Genomic DNA, 17,063 nt, shown 5'->3' on the forward strand with positions numbered 1-17,063 from the left:
GATCCCGAGGCGACCGTGACCCAACCCAACCTCACAGGCCCCACCGTTGGCAATCCGCCAGCCATCGGCAATCCAATCGTCATCGGTATCGACGCCGGCGGCACCATGACCGACACGATCCTTGTCGATCAGGACGGCCACTTCAAGATAGGCAAGTCGGCGACGACACCGAAGAACGAGGCCGAGGGCTTTCTGGCTTCGGCCGAGGATGCTGCGGACGCCTGGGGCATCTCGCTGGAGCAGCTGTTTTCCGGTGTCAACGTCGTGCTCTATTCCGGCACCGGCATGCTCAACACGCTGCTGTCGCGCACCGGGCGCCGGCTCGGCCTGATCACCACCAAGGGCCTCGAGGACATGATCCTGATGGGCCGCGGCCTGCAGGCCTGGGCTGACTATTCCTATGCCGACCGGCTGCATGCGGTCACCCATCATCACCCCGATCCGCTGGTGCCGCGCCGCCGTACCCATGGCGTCACCGAGCGCATCGACCAGTTCGGCGACATCGTGCTGCCGCTCTACGAGCATGAGGTTTCCGCCGCCGCCAAAAAACTGATCGCCGACAAGGTCGAGGCGATCTGCATCATGACCATCTTCTCGCACGTCAATCCGGTGCATGAGAAGCGCATCGCCGAGATCTGCCGCGCGGAAGTCGAGAATGCCGGCGCCGACATCATCGTCTACACCAGCCATGAGGTCCGTCCCGTCATCCGCGAGCAGTCGCGGCTGAACTCGGTGCTGATCGAGGCCTACGCCACGTCGCGCGGCCGCAAGCAGCTCAAGGGGATCGAAGACGTCTCGAGAAAATACGGCTTCAAATATGGCGTGCAGACGCTGCTCTCCTTTGGCGGCCTGACCTCGATCAACCATCCGCGCCTGCACGAAACGATGATCTCCGGCCCGATCGGCGGCATCCTGGGTGCTGCCTATGTCGGCAAGCTGATCGGCAATGACTCGCTCATCTGTTCCGACATGGGCGGCACCTCCTTCGACATGGGCGTCATCACGCGCGGCCAGACGCGGATCGAGAACGAGCCGTTGATGGACCGTTTCAAACTCAACGTGCCGACGCTGCATCTCGACACCATCGGCGCCGGCGCCGGCATGATCCTCAAGGTCGACCCGCTGACGAAAAAAGTCAGCCTCGGGCCGGAAAGCGCCGGCTCCGACCCCGGCCCGATCTGTTTCGATCGCGGTGGCACCGAGCCCACCATCGCCGACTGCGACGCCATCCTCGGTCGCCTCAACCCGCATTACTTCCTTGGCGGCAAGGTCGTGCTACAGGTCGAAAAGGCCCGCCGCGCCTTCCAGGAGAAATGCTCCGACATATTGGGCGTCGGACTGGAGGAAGCCGCCGAAGGCATGATCGACATGCTGGAATCCGACGCCAACAATGCGCTGCGCCGCGTCATCTCGGGCCAGGGCATCCACCCCTCGGAATTCACGCTGCTGTCCTATGGCGGTTCGGGTCCGTTGCATCTGGCCGGCTGCTCCAGAGGCATCGGCTTCAAGGACATCATCACCTTCCAGTTCGCCGCCGCCTTCTCCGCCTTCGGCTGCACCACGGCCGATTTCATGCGCCGGCATTCGGTGTCGACACAGCACGATATCCCCTCGCGCGCCGACGAGGCGACGCTGGCCGCCTTCGGCGCCAAGGTCACGACGGTCTGGAACGATCTGACCAAGGCGGCGGTCGACGAGATGATCGCCGACGGCCACGCCAGCGAGAAGATCAAGACCGTGCCGTTCCTGATGATGCGCTACACCGGTCAGCTCGAGGACGTCGAGGTGATGGCGCCGCTTGCCGAGGTCAATTCGGCCGACGACATGCGCAAGGTGCTCGACGAGTTCGAGGCGGTCTACGCCAAGGTCAACCACCGCGTTTCGCGCTATGGCGAGGCCGGCTTCACCATCACAGAACTCGGCCTGATCGCCACCGCCGACAAGGTCAAGCCGGTGCTGCTCAAGCGGCCGCTCGGTGCTTCCAATCCGGCATCCGCCCACAAGGGTGTGCGTGAGGCCTATATCGGTGGCCGCTGGCACAAAGCCAATCTCTACGAAATGGATCTCCTGCAGCCCGGCCATGAAGTGATCGGCCCGGCCATCATCGAACATCCCGCCACCACGCTCGTCGTCCATCCGCAAGACCGTGTCTTCGTCGATGAATGGACGCTGCTGCACTACACCCACGCTTGAGAGGGCGATCGCCATGTTGGACAAACCTGCCTCGGCCCTGCGCCTTCGCGAAAGACTGCTCGATTCCGAGCGGCTGATGGAAGAGACCGGCTGCTATGACGGCATCACGGAACTCACGCTGCGCAACCAGGATCCGTTGAAATTCGAGACGCTGCACACCAAGCTGCGCGCCTATTGCGTCTCGGCCCGCGAAATGGCCCGCCGCATCTCGGCGTCGCCCGGCGTGCGCGAGGTCGGCGAAATGGTGGTCGCCATCTACACCCCCGAGGGCGACGCCATCGCGCTGTCCAACGGCATCATGGTGCATGTCCACACAATGAGCCGCTTCATCAAATGGATGATCAAGAACAACTACGAGGAAAACCCGCGCATCCGCGAAGGCGACATCTTCGCCAACAACGACGCCTTCATCGGTACCGTGCAGGTGCCCGACGTGATGGACGTGGTGCCGATCTTCCATGAAGGCACGCTGGTCGGCTGGGCCGGTGCCGTCTGCCACGAGCTGGAAGCCGGCGGCATCACACCGGGCGGCGACGTGTGTCTGGCGCAGGAGCGCTTCACCGAAGGCTTGTTCGTCTGCGCCGAGAAGATCGGCGAGAATGACGAGATCCGCCGCGACTACGTCATTCGCTGCGAGCGCAATTTGCGCATGCCGATCTACTGGGTGCTGGACGAGAAGGCCAAGGTCGCCTCCTGCATCGACATGCGCGAAAGCGTCAAGCAGCTGATCTCCGAGATCGGCCTCGACCACTGGATGAAGGTGTCGAAGGAGTTCATCGAGGAAGGCCGCCGCGCCCAGCTCGCCCGCACCCGCCAGCTCACCGTTCCCGGCATCTATCGCGGCCACACCTTCTACGGCCACGTCACGGCGGGAAAGCCGGGCTTCCAGATGCTCGGCGACCCGGACTGGCTCTACAACATCCCGATCGAAATGGAGATCACCACGGACGGCAAGATAGCCATGGACTTCGAGGGCACCCAGCCCTGGGGCTACCATTCGATGAATTGCACGCCGGCCGGCATGGACGGCGGCATGTTCGTCACCTTGACCCAGCACATGAATTTCGAGGGCCTTGTCAATGACGGCGCCTGGATGGCGACCGAGCTGAAATTGCCGCATGGCACGTGGACCAACCCGGACAACGAGATGGTGGCGACCGCCACATCATGGGCCTTGCTGTTGCCGGCCTATGGCGTGTTCCAGCGGCTGCTGTCGCGCAGCTTCGTGGCGCGCGGCTTCGTCGAGGAAGCCTTCGTCGGCCAGGTCAACAGCCCGATGATCGAGATGGGCGGCGAGAGCCAGTACGGCACGCCGTTCGGCATGGCACATTTCGAATGCGCCGCCGCCGGTTCCGGCGCGCTCGCCATCAAGGATGGTCTCGACACCGCCTATGTCGGCTGGAACCCGGAATCCGACATGGGCAACATCGAGGTCTGGGAACAGTCGATGCCGATGGTCTATATCGGCCGCTCGATCGTCCCCAACTCCGGCGGTGCCGGCAAATATCGCGGCGGCTGTTCCTTCGTCTCGACCTGGCTGATCAACAAGACCTCGCATCTGCGGCTCCACACTTCGGAGCACTCCTCGCGTGTGTTCGACAATGGCGGCATGTGCGGCGGCTATCCGGCGCCGACCTGCCAGAAGCACCGCGCGGTGCGCAATTCCAACATCCACGAACTGGCGGCGAGGGGCGAGCCGCTGGCGCATGCGCCCGGAATCGACCCGCATGTCTCGGACTATGAGAAGAACATCGGCGGCGACCATGTCGTGGTCGAGGGCCCCTACATCACCTCGCCGCACAAATCAGGCGATATCTTCAGTCATTCCTACAATGGCGGCGGCGGCTATGGCGATGTGCTGGAGCGCGATCCGATCAAGACGGCATGGGATGTCGAGAACGGGTTCCTGACCCGCGAAGCGGCGGACCAGGTTTTCGGCATTGTGCTGAAGGATGATGCCGACGGTTATCCCACGGCCGATATCGACGCTACGGTCGAACGCCGCGCCGCCATGCGCAAGCAACGCCTGGCGAAGGCAATCCCGGTGGCGGACTGGATCGCCGCCGAGCGTGGTCGTGTCGAAAAGGCCGACTTCGCCCCCGAGGTGAAGAAAATGTATGCCAGCGCGATCAAGCTGTCGTCGCGCTTCACCAAGGATTTCAGTGATTTCTGGAACGTCGACGCGAGATCGATCTTCACGCCGGGAGCAAAGCCATGACCTCGTACAGCAAGGAAGTCATCCGCGATCTGGCTGCCGGCCAGCTGCCCTGGCCGCAGACCCGGCGCATCATGAGCGCCTACAAGGACGATGACCGCTTTTTCAAGATGGTCGCCGTCTACCAGGATCGCGTCGCCTGGAAGGATCCGATCCTGTTGCCTGTGTCGGATCACCTGTTCATCTGCCAGAGCGGCGACGAGCGGATAACCCGCTGCGAATGCGGCCATTCCTTTGGCGGCTACCGCAAGAACTGGAAGCTGAACGCCGCGATCAACGTGCGCAATACCGAGGAAGCGCTGCGCGAGATCTATCCGAACAGCGATCTTCCCGACCCCGAATGGATGGAAATCCGCGAGTTCATCTGCCCGGAGTGCGGCACGCTGCACGAAGTGGAAGCGGCGGCGCCCGGCTACCCGATCGTGCATGACTTCGAACCCGACCTCGAAGGTTTTTATCGCGAATGGCTGGGAAAACCGCTCCAGGGAACCTGATGTTGTGAACCGGGTCGCAGGCAAGGTAGCGCTCGTCACCGGGGCCGGCATGGGCCTCGGGCGGGCCGCTGCGTTGCTGCTTGCGGCCGAGGGGGCGAAGCTCGTCGTCACCGACATCGACGAGGCGGGTGCTCGACAGACCGCCGAGCAGATCGAGCAGGAAGGCGGCGAAAGCCTCTCGCTTCGCCATGACGTCTCCAACCCCGACGACTGGCCGCCAGTGATGGCGGCTGTTGAGCAAAGATTTGGACGGCTCGACGTGCTGGTCAACAATGCCGGCATCGCGATAGCCAAAAACATCGAGGACACCTCGCTGCAGGAATGGCGGCGCACCATGGCCGTCAATCTCGACGGCGTCTTCTTCGGCTGCCAGCAAGGCGTCGCCCTGATGAAGCAATCGGGTGGCGGCTCGATCATCAACCTGTCCTCCATCGACGGCATCATCGGCGAGGCCGATCTCGCCGCCTACTGCGCCTCCAAGGGCGGCGTGCGCACGCTGACCAAGGCGGTCGCCGTGCATTGCGCCGAGCAGCGCTATGGCATCCGCTGCAACTCCATCCACCCCGGTTATATCTGGACGCCGCAGACCGAGAACTATCTGCGCGATCTCGGCACGCTCGACCAGGAAAAGGCCAAAGCGCTCGCCCGTCATCCCATAGGCTTCCTCGGCGAGCCCAACGACATCGCCTATATGGTCCTCTACCTCGCTTCGGATGAATCCAAATTCGTCACCGGCTCCGAAATGGTCGTCGATGGCGGCTATCTTGCCGTGTGAATCTCAAATCGTCCCGGGCCTGTTCGCCCGCACCGAACTGTCTGGAGACAATGCCCGATGACAAACCTTTCCGGCCGCAGCGCGATCATCACCGGCGGGTTTTCCGGCATGGGCTTCGCCATCGCCACGGCACTGGCCGAAGCCGGCGCCAATGTCGCTGTCGGCTCCTACATCGCGCCCGCCGGCACTGACAAATCCGATGCAGCCTACTATCCCGGCGCCGACGAAATCGAGCGCGTGCGTTCGGCTCTTGCCGCCCATGGTACAAGGGTCCACGCCGCCCATCTCGACGTCCGCGACAGCGATGTCACCACCCGTTTCGTAGCGGATGCCGAAGCGGTTATCGGCCTCGCCGATATTCTGGTCAACGCCGCCGGCACCACCGCCGAACAGCCGGTCTGCGGCCATTCCGACGCGCTTTGGGACAAGATCGTCGACACCAATCTCACCGGCGCCTTCCGCGCCACCCGCGCCGTGCTGCCGGGCATGATCGAGCGCGGCTGGGGCCGCATCGTCAACATCGGCTCGACCGCCGCCTCCGTCGGCTGGAAGGACAATCCAGCCTACTGCGCTTCCAAGGCCGGACTTCTCGGTCTGACTCGCTGCGTGGCGCTGGAAGGCGCGGCGCATGGCGTCACCTGCGTCATGATCAGCCCGACCTGGGTCGAGACCGAACTGATGCGCCGCAACATGGCGCAGGTCGTCGAGCGCGAAGGCAAGGGGCGCACGGCAGAGGAAGCGATGGCCGAAATCGCCAGCGGCAACCCGCAGCAGCGTATGCTGCAGCCGCAGGAGATCGCCGCTCTGGCCGTGTTCCTGTGCTCGGATCTGGCCAAGGGCATCACCATGGAAAACATACAAATCACCGGCGGAGCACTGTGGTAGCGTTCTTGCGGGATGGTTGCGGTCTTCATGGGAGGAGGCCGGCACAAGGTAAGGGAAAAGTCCAACCGACAGGGGAATTGATATGAAATGGACCAAAGTCTTGAAAGGCGCCATCGTGCCGCCGATCCGCTATGTCGAGCATGGCCTGCGGCATGTCCGGGGCGATGTCGTCGAGGCGGTCGAACAGATGGGCGCTACCCCGGCGCAGACGCTGTTCCAGGCAAAGCTGCCGCTTGCGCTGCCCGTGGTCATGCTGGGGCTTAACCAGACCATCATGGCGGCGCTGTCCATGCTCGCCATCGCCGCCCTGGTCGGCACGCGCGATCTCGGACAAGCGGTCTATGTCGCGCTGGGCAAGGCCGATGCCGGCATGGGCCTGATCGCCGGCCTGTCGACCGCCTTTCTGGCGATCCTTGCGGATCGCCTGATCTAGGCAGCGGTGGCCGGACGAGCGACGACCTGATCTCCGCGTTTCCCGCAGGCTGTAAGACAAGGTGACCGGATTTGCCATTGAGCGCAGGGCACAATAGGTTATATTGCACTGCACAATGGAGACGCCGTTTATTGCACGCCCTTGTTCGCGGAAATGCCGGATGGCCAATGGCCCGCCGGCCCTGGGTCGCGCTGGCGGGACTCTGAGATGAAGATTCCAAAGTCCTTGCTGGTCGATCCCGAGAAGAACTCGGTCTATGGCAGCTTTGCCGTGGCCGTCTCGATCTGGGCGTTTTCCTACTCGGTCATTTTTGGCCAGGTGCTGATCCTGGCCTATTACGCGGTCTGGCTTCCGCTCATCCTGGTCGACTACCGGCGGTTCTTGCGGCAGCTGTCCAGTGCCTGGCTGCCGCTGCTGTTTGCCGCCTATGTCTGCTTCTCGGTCTTCTGGTCGCAGGCGCCCGGCGTCACCGCAAGGACGTCAATCCAGTATTTTTCCCATATTGCCTGCGCCTACGTCGCGGCACGCACCGTCAGCGTGCGCACATTGACCATAGGCGCCCTGGTCGGGATATTTGTCGTCCTGCTCTATTCGCTGCGGGTCGGAAACTATTCCGAGGACGTTCTCGACGGCACCTACAACTTCGTCGGCGCCTTCGCCTCCAAGAACCAGATCGGCTTCGTCGCCTCGCTCGGCATCTATTTCTGCGTTGTATTCATTGCTTTCTACCGGCGCGGCTGGCTGAGCCTCGTCTTGGCTGTGCCTATCGTTCTGTTGTCGGCCTATCTGCTGGTCGTTTCGCACTCCGCCACCTCAATGGCCTCGATACCGGCGGTTCTGGCGCTGGTGGCGCTTCTTGCCATGAGCAAGCTGCTGTCGCGGCGCTATCGCCGGGTGATCTTCCTGGTCGGCGCGGGCCTGCTGGTCGTGGTTGCCTTCGTCGCCTTGAACCTCGGGTTGATGGACTTCGTCCTTGGCCTCTTCGGCAAGGATTCAACGCTCACCGGGCGGACTTATCTGTGGGAGCAGGGCTGGAACGCGGTGCAGAAAGCACCGATTCTCGGCGTCGGCTATGCCGCCTATTGGGTGCAGGGCTTCGCCGAAGCCGAGCGGCTGTGGAACGAATTCTACATCACCACCCGCACCGGCTTCCACTTCCACAACACCTATATCGAAGCACTCGTCGAACTCGGCTTCGTCGGGGCGACGCTGGTCTCGCTGCTCATGCTGCGCACGCTCTACGGCCACGTCGCGGCAGTGATCTTCGGGGCATGGCAAGCGGATTCGGTGATCCTCATCGGTGTGATGGTGTTGCTGCTGATCCGCTCCTTCGTCGAGGTCGAGATTCTTAACCCGTACATCATGGGCTCTTTCCTGATGTATTTCAGCTTCTTCAAGCTGGCGCGGCTGCCTGTTACCCGCACGCGATGGAGCCCCGCCTTCGAGCAGGCGGAGGCGACGAAGAGAGAGGCTGGCTGGCCGAGGCATGCCGTCGGTCCAGCGGTGGCTGACCAGTCGTGAGCGATCGTTTCGCCGGCTGAAGCCGGACTCGTGCATGTCGCCCAAAACTGCGCTGCGGTTTTGGGCGATATGCATAAAAGTCAAAGGCTTCAACGCAACGCGCTTAAGGGCGGATCTTCGGCCAGGCGGCCTGGGGCTCAGGCGAGAAATCCATCCTTCGGCGCCATGGAGCATGATCCCGAAAGGTGGTCTTCGCTGGAGATCCTGCTCAGACAAATAGATAGAGCCCAGCACCGATTCGATCGGTACGGGGCTCTGGGCCGAAACGCTGGATCGTGCTGGCGATCGCGGGCTTACTGGCTGGCCATCGGCGCCAGCTTGACCTTGATCACGTCGCCGGGCAGCACCGGGGTATCTTCCTTCGCCGCGATTTCGCTGGTCTTGCCGTCGACGACCCGCACCAGGGCGTAGAGCAGGCTCGATTGCTGGTCGGTGTCGCTGGCGACTCTCGTCGCGGGATCGCTGGCCTGGGCCATCAGGCCTTTCTGCATATTCACCTTCAGCGCGGCCTCGTTCAGGTCGGCTTCGGTCTGCTGGCGGTCGGCGGCGAGGCTTGAACTCAAGGTGTTCTGGGCATCGATGGCGTCCTGCGCGGCCTTGCTGATTGCCTGCTTGGCGGTGAGGATGGCCGTTTCGTAGTCCAGGATCTTGCCCTGCAGGTCGGCGACGGACTGCCGCGAATCCAGCAGTCGGGCGTTGGCGATCAGGCCTTTCTGAGCCAGCGGGCCGATGCTGGTGAGCTGCTGCTGTGCCAGGTCGACCTGCTGCTGCTGGTTGACGATCTTCTTCTGCAGCGATTCGATCTCGGACTGCAAAACCCCTTTCAGATCGTCGAGCGCCTCGAGCTTGAGCTTCAGCGCCTTCTGGTCGGAGGTCAGGATCGTCATCTCGTCGGCGACGATGGCCTGCAACCGCGGATCGCCCTCGACCTCCTTCGGCACGTCGAAGCTCGCCTTGCCGGCCATATCGGCGTCGATGCGGGCGCGCCTGACGATCAGCCGAATGCGCTGGTCGTCAGAGATATCGAAGTTGCCCTTGGCGGTAACCAGGTCCTTGCCGAGTTGCGGACCGTAGTCGGCGTTTCGCCTGATGCCGCCGGCGACGCTGATCGCCTTCAGCACGGTCAGGTCGGGCACATAGGGAAATTGGCCGGGGTTCTGCACCTCGCCCGAGATGTAGAATGGCCGGAACTGCGCCATTTCGACCGAGGCTTCCGGCTTGTCCGACAGAGCGAGCTTGCGCTGCAGTGCCGCGCCGATCGCCGCGGCGATTTCGCCTGTGGTCTTGCCGGATGCCGGCAACTCGCCGGCGAACGGCACGGACAGAGTGCCGGACGGGCCGACCGTGTACTCGCCATTCACCGCCGACCAGTCACGGAATGTGCCTTCGACGGTCTGCCATTCGGCAACGCGGATGGTGAGCTTGTCCTGCGATCCGAGGCGGTACTCGCCGGCGGCGGCGATGTGAGGGATGACCAGCGACACGGCAACGCATGTAGCCAGCAAACGCGCCCGCCGCAGGCGGCCGGGAAACGGGCCGCTGCGAAAGGCTTCGAACATATCTGTTTTCAACTGAACGTTCCGATCCGCTTTAGCCCCATCGCCCGATGAGCTTGCCGCCGCTTGTCTGACATCGCAGCCGGTCAGTAAGAGCCGCGCGACATCCAGACCGCCGGAACGGTCTTGATGATGATGCGAACGTCCTCGAACAGCGACCAGTTCTCGACATAGTGGCGATCGAAGGCGACGCGGCTGTCATAGGACACATCGTTGCGGCCGCTGACTTGCCACAGGCCGGTCAGGCCCGGGCGGGATTTCAGGTAATACACTGCGGAGGTGCCATAGATCTCAAGTTCGTCGCGCACCACCGGCCGAGGTCCGACAAGGCTCATGTCGCCCTGCAGGATGTTGATGATCTGCGGCAGCTCATCGAGGCTGAGTTTCCTCAGGACTGCTCCGACGCGAGTGACGCGCGGATCGTTCTTCAGCTTGCGGGTCGCTACCCATTCCGCGTTGGCGTCCGGGTTGGTGGCGAGATAGGCGGCCAGCACCTTGTCGCCATCGGGAACCATGGTGCGGAACTTCAGACAAGGAAAAATCCGTCCGCCGCGCCCGATACGCCTGTGGCCGTAAAAAATCGATCCGCCGTCAGAAAATTTGACGAGCAGAGCGATCATGACAAACAGCGGGCTGAGAGCGATCAAGCCAATCAGTGAACCGGTGATATCGAAGCTGCGTTTAAGCAGGCCGCCGATCGGCGGCGGAAAATCAATGTCAGCCTGCGAAAAGCCCGCGGTGGCCGACTTGGCAACGTCCCTCATGCCGTAAACTCCATGCGTTGAACGAATGGTTCGCCGCAAGATACCAAAAAAATGTTGCAGCGCAACACACAATTTACCAACCCGTTGAAATAGTCGCGTCATGAATTGACCAAATAATAAGCTAGACATGCACAAATTTCGGGATATTTAGCATATTTGTGACAATAAACGGGCACAGTCGAAAAAATAAGGACCTTTTTGGGGCGATTTTTGGGCAGGCCTACCTATCTGCCGAGATGTGGTGGGCATTAGTGCTTCAGCACACCATGATGCTTGGGGCAAATCATATAAAATACTACTTAATATTGCCTGGTTTACTCGAAAAAGATGATGGCCGGAGACCGGCTTATATCCCGTCGCGTGCATTGCAGCATGGCTGAGTCGATCGCGAAGGCTCAATCAAAAATATCTGGCGTTGCCCTTGCCGCCTACTGCTCGCTTTAATAGAATTGCAAATTATATCTGTCAGAGTGGCGACAGGTAGAAAAGGCCGGAAGCAACCGGCCGAGAGTGGGCGACCTTAACAAGCCCACATGACAAGGGACGGCGCTCGGGTGGGGCAAACGTTAAATATACCCGAGCCGGTTTATGGGCTGTTGGGTATGGCACTTCCAAAATTCATCCTCGGGATGATATTCGCTCTTGCAATCGTCGTCGCCTGGTCCTGGCTGGGCGGTGCGTCGATCGGCACGACGCTGGTGCGCGTCATCATTTGCGCCGTTGTCATTCAGGCGGGCTACTTCGTGCTCGTCTATGCCATGATCGCCAGGAGCGCGCCGACGCCGGCCGAGAGGAGTCGCGAAGCCGAAAGAAAGCTGAATGCGCCCGAAGTGACCGAAGGCGAGAAGCTCGGCGCCAGGCGTAGCCTGCACTAGGCTGTGTCGATATTCAGGCGGTGCGGGCCTGAGACAAATCTCGACAGATCCCAACCTCACTGACGGACCCTCAGGCTACGTCGGCAGCTTCCCTTTCGGATTGCTCGCCCGACAGCATCCTCGACAGTCGGCTGCCGGCTTTTTCCTTCAGCCGCTGATATTGCCCGACTTCGACGATGCGACCGTTTTCCATCGCCACCACCCAGTCGGCGAAAGCGATCATCGACGGCCGGTGCGCAATGGTCAGGATCGTCATCGTGCCGCGCAATCCATCGATCGACCTGGCGATCAGCGACTGGTTCTGCCAGTCGAGCGCGCTGGTGGCCTCGTCCAGGATGAGCAGGGACGGCTTGCGCAGCAGCGCGCGAGCCAAGGCGATGCGCTGACGTTCGCCGCCCGAGAGCCGCACGCCACGGTCGCCGACCACCGTTTCGAGCCGGAGGTCGAGCCGTTCGACGAATTCGCCGGCGTGCGCCGAGTGCAGCGCGGCCCACAGCTCCTCATCGCTGGCCTGCGGCGCGGCAAGGCGCAGGTTCGCCGCGATCGTGTCATGCAGCAGGAACACGTCCTGCGGCACATAGGCCACCTGATCGCGCCAGCTGCGGCGATTGCCAGAATCGATCTCGACGCCATCGACGAGCATCTTACCGGCGGTCGGCTCGAGCAGGCCAAGCAGCATGTCGGCGATCGTGCTCTTGCCCGATCCGGAGGGACCGATCAGGGCGGTGACCTTGCCGGCCGGAAGGCCGAACGTGATGTCCTTGACCACCATCTTGGCAGGGTCGTCGCCATAGCCGAAGCAGGCGCCCCTGACGTTCAGCCCGGTGGCCAGCGACAGCTTGCCGCCTTCGCCGGCTCCGGCATCGCCGGGCTCGCGTTCGGCGTCGAAACGCGCCTGCAGGCTGCGCATCGCGGCATAGGCGGGCAGGTTGATCAGCACCTGCTGGGCCTGCGTCTGCATGTCCATGAAGCGCGGCGCGATGCGCATGAAAACCAGCAGCAGGACGACGATCTCGGCCAGCGACAAGTTGAAGCGGACCAGCGCGACATAGATGAACAGGCTCAAGCCAACGACGCTCGCCACCTGGAACACCGCGGTGCCGATCGTGCTGTTGCGCACATAGTCGACGTTGTCGGCCTTCATCTTTTCGAGCGTCGCTTGCAGCTGCGCGAAATAGGTTGCCTCGACGTTCAGGCTCTTAGCCACCTTGATGCCGCCGAGGAACTCCGAAACCGTCCGGTACTGATCCTGCCGATTGGCCGTCAGAACCCGGCCAAACGCCGTGGCCCGTGCCCGGAAGGGCTGCAGCGCCACGAACATCAGGATGCCGATGACGACGGCAAACAGCGTCATCACAGGCGAGATGAACACCGAAACCAGCAGATAGCCGGCCAGAAGCACGGCGATCTGCACCAGCATCAACAGCGAGAAGGCAGCGCCCTGGACACGATCGATATCGCCAGTCAGGGCATGGTCGAGGTCGGAACTGCGCATGCGTGTGAAGACGCCCCACCGTGCCTTGCCGATGCTCTCGAACAGGTTCATCCGCACGCGGTTGATGAAATCGAACAGCAGTCTGGCCATGTAGACCGACTTGAAACGGTTGAACGCCGCCTGCACGGCAACAAGCCCGACCAGCACACAAAGCACCGTCGTCAACTGCAACGTTCCGTCCGGCACCAGCCAGCGCACGACTTCATTGTTCGGCAACTTGACCGCAAAGTCCTGGTCGGCGCGTCCGACCAGATGCAGCAGCGGCACAAGCAGCAGGATGGAGATGCCTTCGGTCAGGCTGCCCAGGATCAGGAAGAGCAGCGCCGTCCAGGTTCGCCTCCCGCCGATCTGGGCAATGACGGCGCCGAACGCGGCAACCTCTCGCAACAGCGACAGGCGAAGGAGCGAGGACTTCGACATGATTGCTCTCACGCTCGCCGACGACCAGCCGACAAACCCCCAGCCGCCAGATCCGTTGTGATCAGCTCCACGGCCTCGCCGATTCTGTCGAGGCCGGCCGGGATTTCGAGGCGGCGAACGCCGACATGGTCCGCGAGCCGCGCGCATTGCCGAAGATGCATTTCCGCAAGATCGCTGGGCAGGGCCGCGCGGCCAAACCGTGTCACATAGGAGAACTTGATGATGGCCGGCAGGGCCGCGATGCCTGGCAGGGGCGTGATGTCAGCTCTTTCACCGCGCGCCAGGATATAGATCCTGGTCGCGGGCACCCTGTTGCCGGAAAAGGCGCCATTCAGTCTATGCTGCATCTTGTCGATTGCCGGATGCACTTGCGGCCGCACCACCGCGTCCCCTAGCGAAATCGCCGCCGCGGCGTCGGCCGCCAGCTTGATCTGCGGAAAACCCGGAACGATCATCGGCTCACGCGGGTTGGCGAGGTCGAGGGCCACCACGTCATCGGTAAGCAGTTCATGCCCGATCCGGATCATCGCGCTTGCCGTCGTCGACTTGCCGGCACCCTTGTCGCCCATGAAGATGGCGCTCGTGCCGGCGACCGCAATGGCGCTGGCGTGCAGGACGAGCAGACCGCGCCGATGCAGCAGCAGTGCCATGACCGGCCCCAGCAGCGGAAACGCGATCAGCGCGTCGTCGACGCCGGGCGCCGGCTCGACGTCGATGCGGCAGCCATCGCTGATCAGGAACGCGCCGACAGCATGCCACGCCAGATATTGCCGGTCGGGTTCGAAGCGAAAATCGGTCGCGGCTTCGGAGGCGGGTTTCGGCGGGTCGATCGGGCCGACGGCGATCACCACATCGGCCGCCCCCGGCGCTGCCGGCTCCAGTTCGGGCAACGTCACCTCGGACGCGATGGTCAGTCCGTAGGCGCGGTAGAAGCGGCGCTCTCTCACGGCCCGGCTATGCGGGCGGGGATCACCGTATACGGCGAGCGGCTCGTTGCGCGGCATCATGCGGCGCTCCCGCTATGCTGGAGCTGCCGTAGCCAGAGCGACAGCGATGCCGAGCGCCAGACATACTGGACATCCAGAGGCGCCGCTCGATCGGGCCGGCGCTGCAGCCGCGCATAGGCAGCACTCACCTGGCGCAGGTTGACGTAGGGCGCGATGCGGCTCGCATCCGAGATCAGCAGCTGTTCCAAGAGGTCGCGGTGGTTGCGCAGCATGCCGTTGACGAGATTGGCGGTGAAGTCGATCTTGTCGCGTCGCCACTGAACCGCTGCCGGCAGGACACCTTCCATGGCGCGGCGCAGAACATAGCGGCCAAAGCCGTGGCTGAGCTTTTCCTCACCGGGCAGGCCCAGGCAGAACTCGACCAGCGGCTTGTCCCAGAACGGATAGCGCGGCTCGACGCCGAAATTGGCCGCGGCCTTGTCGAGCACCTCGAAAGCATGCGGGACATAACCGTTCGACAGGATCCAGCGATGGCTCAAGGCGTCGCTGGCCTGGACGCCGGGCGGCATATATCCGGCTCGGTGAAATCGGTCCACAAGCTCGGTGCGCCTGGCCAGGTCCGGATTGATCAGGTCGCGCCAGCTTCGGCCGCGCGGCGCCTGCGCCGGCCTGCGTATCTTGTTCAGGGCGCGGTTTGCCAAATGTCTTAGTTTAGCGATCCGCCAGGCCGGCCCGTAGAGGGTCAGGAACTGGAAATACAGGCCCAGCGTGCTGTCGCCATAGGTGTCGGAGGCACTGCGGATCTCACGCCACAAATCCATCCATCGGCCGGCATTGGCAAGTTCATGCAGATGGCCATGACCTTGTGATACGACCTCGTCGCCGCCATGGCCGTCCAGCAGCACCTTGATGCCCTTGGCGCCTGCCGTCCGGTAGATGCCGCGGGTCAGGGTCAGGCCCGGAGCCAGGAACGTCCCCTCCTGTTCCTCCAGCACCCGTTCGAATTCGGCGAATGGCGCATAGTTGCCGACTGGGATCAGCGTTCCATCGACCTTCTGCTGGTCAAGCACGGAATCGATGAACGGCCGCTCGTCCATTGGCGAGCCCTTCTCGAAAATCAGCGAGAAGGTGGGCAGCCTCGGCTTGTGTTCGGCGGCGTTTTGCAGGCCGGCAACACAGGCGATCGAGGAGGAATCGAGGCCGCCGCTCAGCATCGCGCCGACCGCCGAGGTTCCGCGCATGCGGTTGCGCACCGACTGCGAGAACAGATGGGCGAATTCCTCAGGCGCATCCGACCGCATCGGTCGTGGCGACGGCTCGATCTGCCAGTAGCGGCGCAGCGTCACCTGTTGGCCGGTGACGGTAAGGCTGTGGCGCGCCGGCAAGCTGAAGATGTCGCTGTAGGGTGTGGACTGCGGATCGTCGGGAAGCCCGGCCAGAAACCCCGAGATCTGGTGCTCGGAGACACGTGTGCCGACCCCTTCCACGCCCAGGATCGGCCCGATCTCCGATGCAAAGGCAAAACGCTGATCCGCCGCGTGGTAGTAGAACGGTTTGACCCCGAAATGGTCGCGCGCGCAAAACAGGAGCTGCCGCTCGGCATCCCAGATGGCAAAGGCGAAATCGCCTTGCAGATGCACGGGGCAGGCTTCGCCCCAGCGCAGATAGGCCCGCATCAGCAAGGTCGCATCGGCGACCGACTGATCCCTTATGCCCAGCCTGGCCAGCAGCTCGTCGCGGTTGTCCAACCGGCAATCGGCGGTGACGGCGAGCTTGCCGCCGGCCATCGTCAGCGGACCGGGGCCGGCTTCATCGGTGGTGTTGAGCCAGGCATGGCCAAGCGCAATGCCGGGGTCCAGCCACCACGAACTTCCGTCGGGACCACGATGGCGCATGCGCGCCAGCATCAGCTGGATATCGGCCGCCGGGACCGCCTGTGCGTGTCCCCGGACCGCCGATGCGTGTCCCCGGACCGCCGATGCGTGTCCCTGTCGCAGCAGGATTCCGGCGACGCCGCTCATCGGCTGCCGTGGTCGACCAGATGGGCGAAACCGTCGATCGATCCGCCAAGCACGATATGATTATCGCTGACCAGCCAGGCATGCGCCTTGAGTTGATCGCCAGTGCCGCGTTCGATGCCGATGCGGATCTTCGAGGCATTGCCCTGGCGGGCGAGGATGTACTGGCCCGAAAGCGCCTGGGTCAGGCACGTGGAGTAAGGGACGAAACGGGCCGCCGCGGCAACCCCCCACGCAACACGCCGCAGTTCGCCCATGCTGGCGCACTGACGCGCGTCGAGCCGAGTCACCAGGCTGCGAACACGGTTGTAGGACAGCAGCGTCAACCCCAGCCGAACCGCCGCCACCACCAGCAGGCAGCGACCGAGGAAGATCATTTCCGAGCCGCTCAGGGAAAGAATCCCCAAAACACTTCGCCGGCCTTGCAGGCGCTTCGTCTGCTTGGGGCTTCTTTCTGTCGCGGGTTCCTGCC

Annotated in this window: 14 protein-coding genes; 8 read left to right on the forward strand and 6 right to left on the reverse strand. The window is 63.0% G+C overall.

The genetic code is table 11. From position 1 onward, the window contains the following. The first annotated feature begins 63 nt into the window (after positions 1–63). The 7 genes from AC1D10_RS13105 (at position 64) to AC1D10_RS13135 (ending at position 8,516) form a co-directional block, all read left to right on the forward strand. Complete coding sequence (locus tag AC1D10_RS13105; protein WP_477273095.1) at positions 64–2,193, forward strand: hydantoinase/oxoprolinase family protein; 2,130 nt, start codon at positions 64–66, stop codon at positions 2,191–2,193. Between the two features lie 13 nt (positions 2,194–2,206). After that, entirely contained in the window at positions 2,207–4,411 is a 2,205-nt protein-coding gene (locus tag AC1D10_RS13110) for a hydantoinase B/oxoprolinase family protein (RefSeq protein WP_477272288.1), read from the forward strand. Beyond that, the gene (locus tag AC1D10_RS13115) at positions 4,408–4,902 is read left to right on the forward strand and encodes an acetone carboxylase subunit gamma (protein ID WP_477272290.1); all 495 of its coding nucleotides are present in this window, start codon (positions 4,408–4,410) and stop codon (positions 4,900–4,902) included. The genes AC1D10_RS13110 and AC1D10_RS13115 overlap by 4 nt, the downstream gene beginning before the upstream one ends. A 4-nt stretch (positions 4,903–4,906) precedes the next feature. Continuing rightward, positions 4,907–5,677: a glucose 1-dehydrogenase gene (locus AC1D10_RS13120; protein WP_477272292.1), complete on the forward strand. Its 771-nt coding sequence runs from the start codon at positions 4,907–4,909 to the stop codon at positions 5,675–5,677. A gap of 57 nt (positions 5,678–5,734) precedes the next feature. Beyond that, the gene (locus AC1D10_RS13125; protein ID WP_477272294.1) at positions 5,735–6,562 is read left to right on the forward strand and encodes an SDR family NAD(P)-dependent oxidoreductase; all 828 of its coding nucleotides are present in this window, start codon (positions 5,735–5,737) and stop codon (positions 6,560–6,562) included. A gap of 82 nt (positions 6,563–6,644) precedes the next feature. Further along, positions 6,645–6,995 (forward strand): ABC transporter permease subunit, encoded by a 351-nt coding sequence (locus AC1D10_RS13130; protein WP_477272296.1) that lies wholly within the window; start codon positions 6,645–6,647, stop codon positions 6,993–6,995. A gap of 207 nt (positions 6,996–7,202) precedes the next feature. Continuing rightward, complete coding sequence (locus AC1D10_RS13135; protein WP_477272298.1) at positions 7,203–8,516, forward strand: O-antigen ligase family protein; 1,314 nt, start codon at positions 7,203–7,205, stop codon at positions 8,514–8,516. Positions 8,517–8,809: 293 nt separating this feature from the next. Here AC1D10_RS13135 and AC1D10_RS13140 read toward each other — a convergent pair whose 3' ends face one another. Both AC1D10_RS13140 and AC1D10_RS13145 read right to left on the reverse strand, forming a co-directional pair. Next, complete coding sequence (locus AC1D10_RS13140; RefSeq protein WP_477272300.1) at positions 8,810–10,075, reverse strand: polysaccharide biosynthesis/export family protein; 1,266 nt, start codon at positions 10,073–10,075, stop codon at positions 8,810–8,812. 83 nt (positions 10,076–10,158) lie between these two features. Next, positions 10,159–10,836 (reverse strand): sugar transferase, encoded by a 678-nt coding sequence (locus AC1D10_RS13145; protein ID WP_477273097.1) that lies wholly within the window; start codon positions 10,834–10,836, stop codon positions 10,159–10,161. A gap of 602 nt (positions 10,837–11,438) precedes the next feature. Between AC1D10_RS13145 and AC1D10_RS13150 the strand changes: the two genes are divergently transcribed. After that, the gene (locus tag AC1D10_RS13150; protein ID WP_477272302.1) at positions 11,439–11,711 is read left to right on the forward strand and encodes an exopolysaccharide production repressor exox; all 273 of its coding nucleotides are present in this window, start codon (positions 11,439–11,441) and stop codon (positions 11,709–11,711) included. Between the two features lie 70 nt (positions 11,712–11,781). On the opposite strand, the gene AC1D10_RS13155 is transcribed toward AC1D10_RS13150, so the two are convergent. Genes AC1D10_RS13155 through AC1D10_RS13170 form a run of 4 tightly spaced genes read right to left on the reverse strand, consistent with a single transcriptional unit; the run spans position 11,782 to position 16,998 of the window. Next, the gene (locus tag AC1D10_RS13155) at positions 11,782–13,626 is read right to left on the reverse strand and encodes an ABC transporter ATP-binding protein (protein WP_477272304.1); all 1,845 of its coding nucleotides are present in this window, start codon (positions 13,624–13,626) and stop codon (positions 11,782–11,784) included. A gap of 8 nt (positions 13,627–13,634) precedes the next feature. Then, positions 13,635–14,633 carry a phosphoenolpyruvate carboxykinase (ATP) gene (locus AC1D10_RS13160; RefSeq protein WP_477272306.1) on the reverse strand — a complete coding sequence of 333 codons (999 nt, stop codon included), beginning with the start codon at positions 14,631–14,633 and terminating at the stop codon, positions 13,635–13,637. Beyond that, on the reverse strand, positions 14,630–16,594 hold the full coding sequence (locus AC1D10_RS13165) for a lasso peptide isopeptide bond-forming cyclase (RefSeq protein WP_477272308.1): 1,965 nt from the start codon (positions 16,592–16,594) through the stop codon (positions 14,630–14,632). Before AC1D10_RS13165 ends, AC1D10_RS13160 begins: the two co-directional genes overlap by 4 nt. Then, the gene (locus AC1D10_RS13170; protein ID WP_477272310.1) at positions 16,591–16,998 is read right to left on the reverse strand and encodes a lasso peptide biosynthesis B2 protein; all 408 of its coding nucleotides are present in this window, start codon (positions 16,996–16,998) and stop codon (positions 16,591–16,593) included. The genes AC1D10_RS13165 and AC1D10_RS13170 overlap by 4 nt, the downstream gene beginning before the upstream one ends. Positions 16,999–17,063 lie beyond the last annotated feature (65 nt).

It is taken from the genome of Mesorhizobium sp. P2_A8 (assembly GCF_056404935.1).

What these genes read in the sequence shown, in the direction of transcription:
- AC1D10_RS13150 (WP_477272302.1), top strand. Translation starts at nt 11,439, where the DNA reads ATGGCACTTCCAAAATTCATCCTCGGGATGATATTCGCTCTTGCAATC.
- AC1D10_RS13115 (WP_477272290.1), top strand. Translation starts at nt 4,408, where the DNA reads ATGACCTCGTACAGCAAGGAAGTCATCCGCGATCTGGCTGCCGGCCAG.
- AC1D10_RS13135 (WP_477272298.1), top strand. Translation starts at nt 7,203, where the DNA reads ATGAAGATTCCAAAGTCCTTGCTGGTCGATCCCGAGAAGAACTCGGTC.
- AC1D10_RS13110 (WP_477272288.1), top strand. Translation starts at nt 2,207, where the DNA reads ATGTTGGACAAACCTGCCTCGGCCCTGCGCCTTCGCGAAAGACTGCTC.
- AC1D10_RS13145 (WP_477273097.1), bottom strand. Translation starts at nt 10,836, where the DNA reads ATGAGGGACGTTGCCAAGTCGGCCACCGCGGGCTTTTCGCAGGCTGAC.
- AC1D10_RS13140 (WP_477272300.1), bottom strand. Translation starts at nt 10,075, where the DNA reads ATGTTCGAAGCCTTTCGCAGCGGCCCGTTTCCCGGCCGCCTGCGGCGG.
- AC1D10_RS13165 (WP_477272308.1), bottom strand. Translation starts at nt 16,594, where the DNA reads ATGAGCGGCGTCGCCGGAATCCTGCTGCGACAGGGACACGCATCGGCG.
- AC1D10_RS13155 (WP_477272304.1), bottom strand. Translation starts at nt 13,626, where the DNA reads ATGTCGAAGTCCTCGCTCCTTCGCCTGTCGCTGTTGCGAGAGGTTGCC.
- AC1D10_RS13160 (WP_477272306.1), bottom strand. Translation starts at nt 14,633, where the DNA reads ATGATGCCGCGCAACGAGCCGCTCGCCGTATACGGTGATCCCCGCCCG.
- AC1D10_RS13130 (WP_477272296.1), top strand. Translation starts at nt 6,645, where the DNA reads ATGAAATGGACCAAAGTCTTGAAAGGCGCCATCGTGCCGCCGATCCGC.
- AC1D10_RS13125 (WP_477272294.1), top strand. Translation starts at nt 5,735, where the DNA reads ATGACAAACCTTTCCGGCCGCAGCGCGATCATCACCGGCGGGTTTTCC.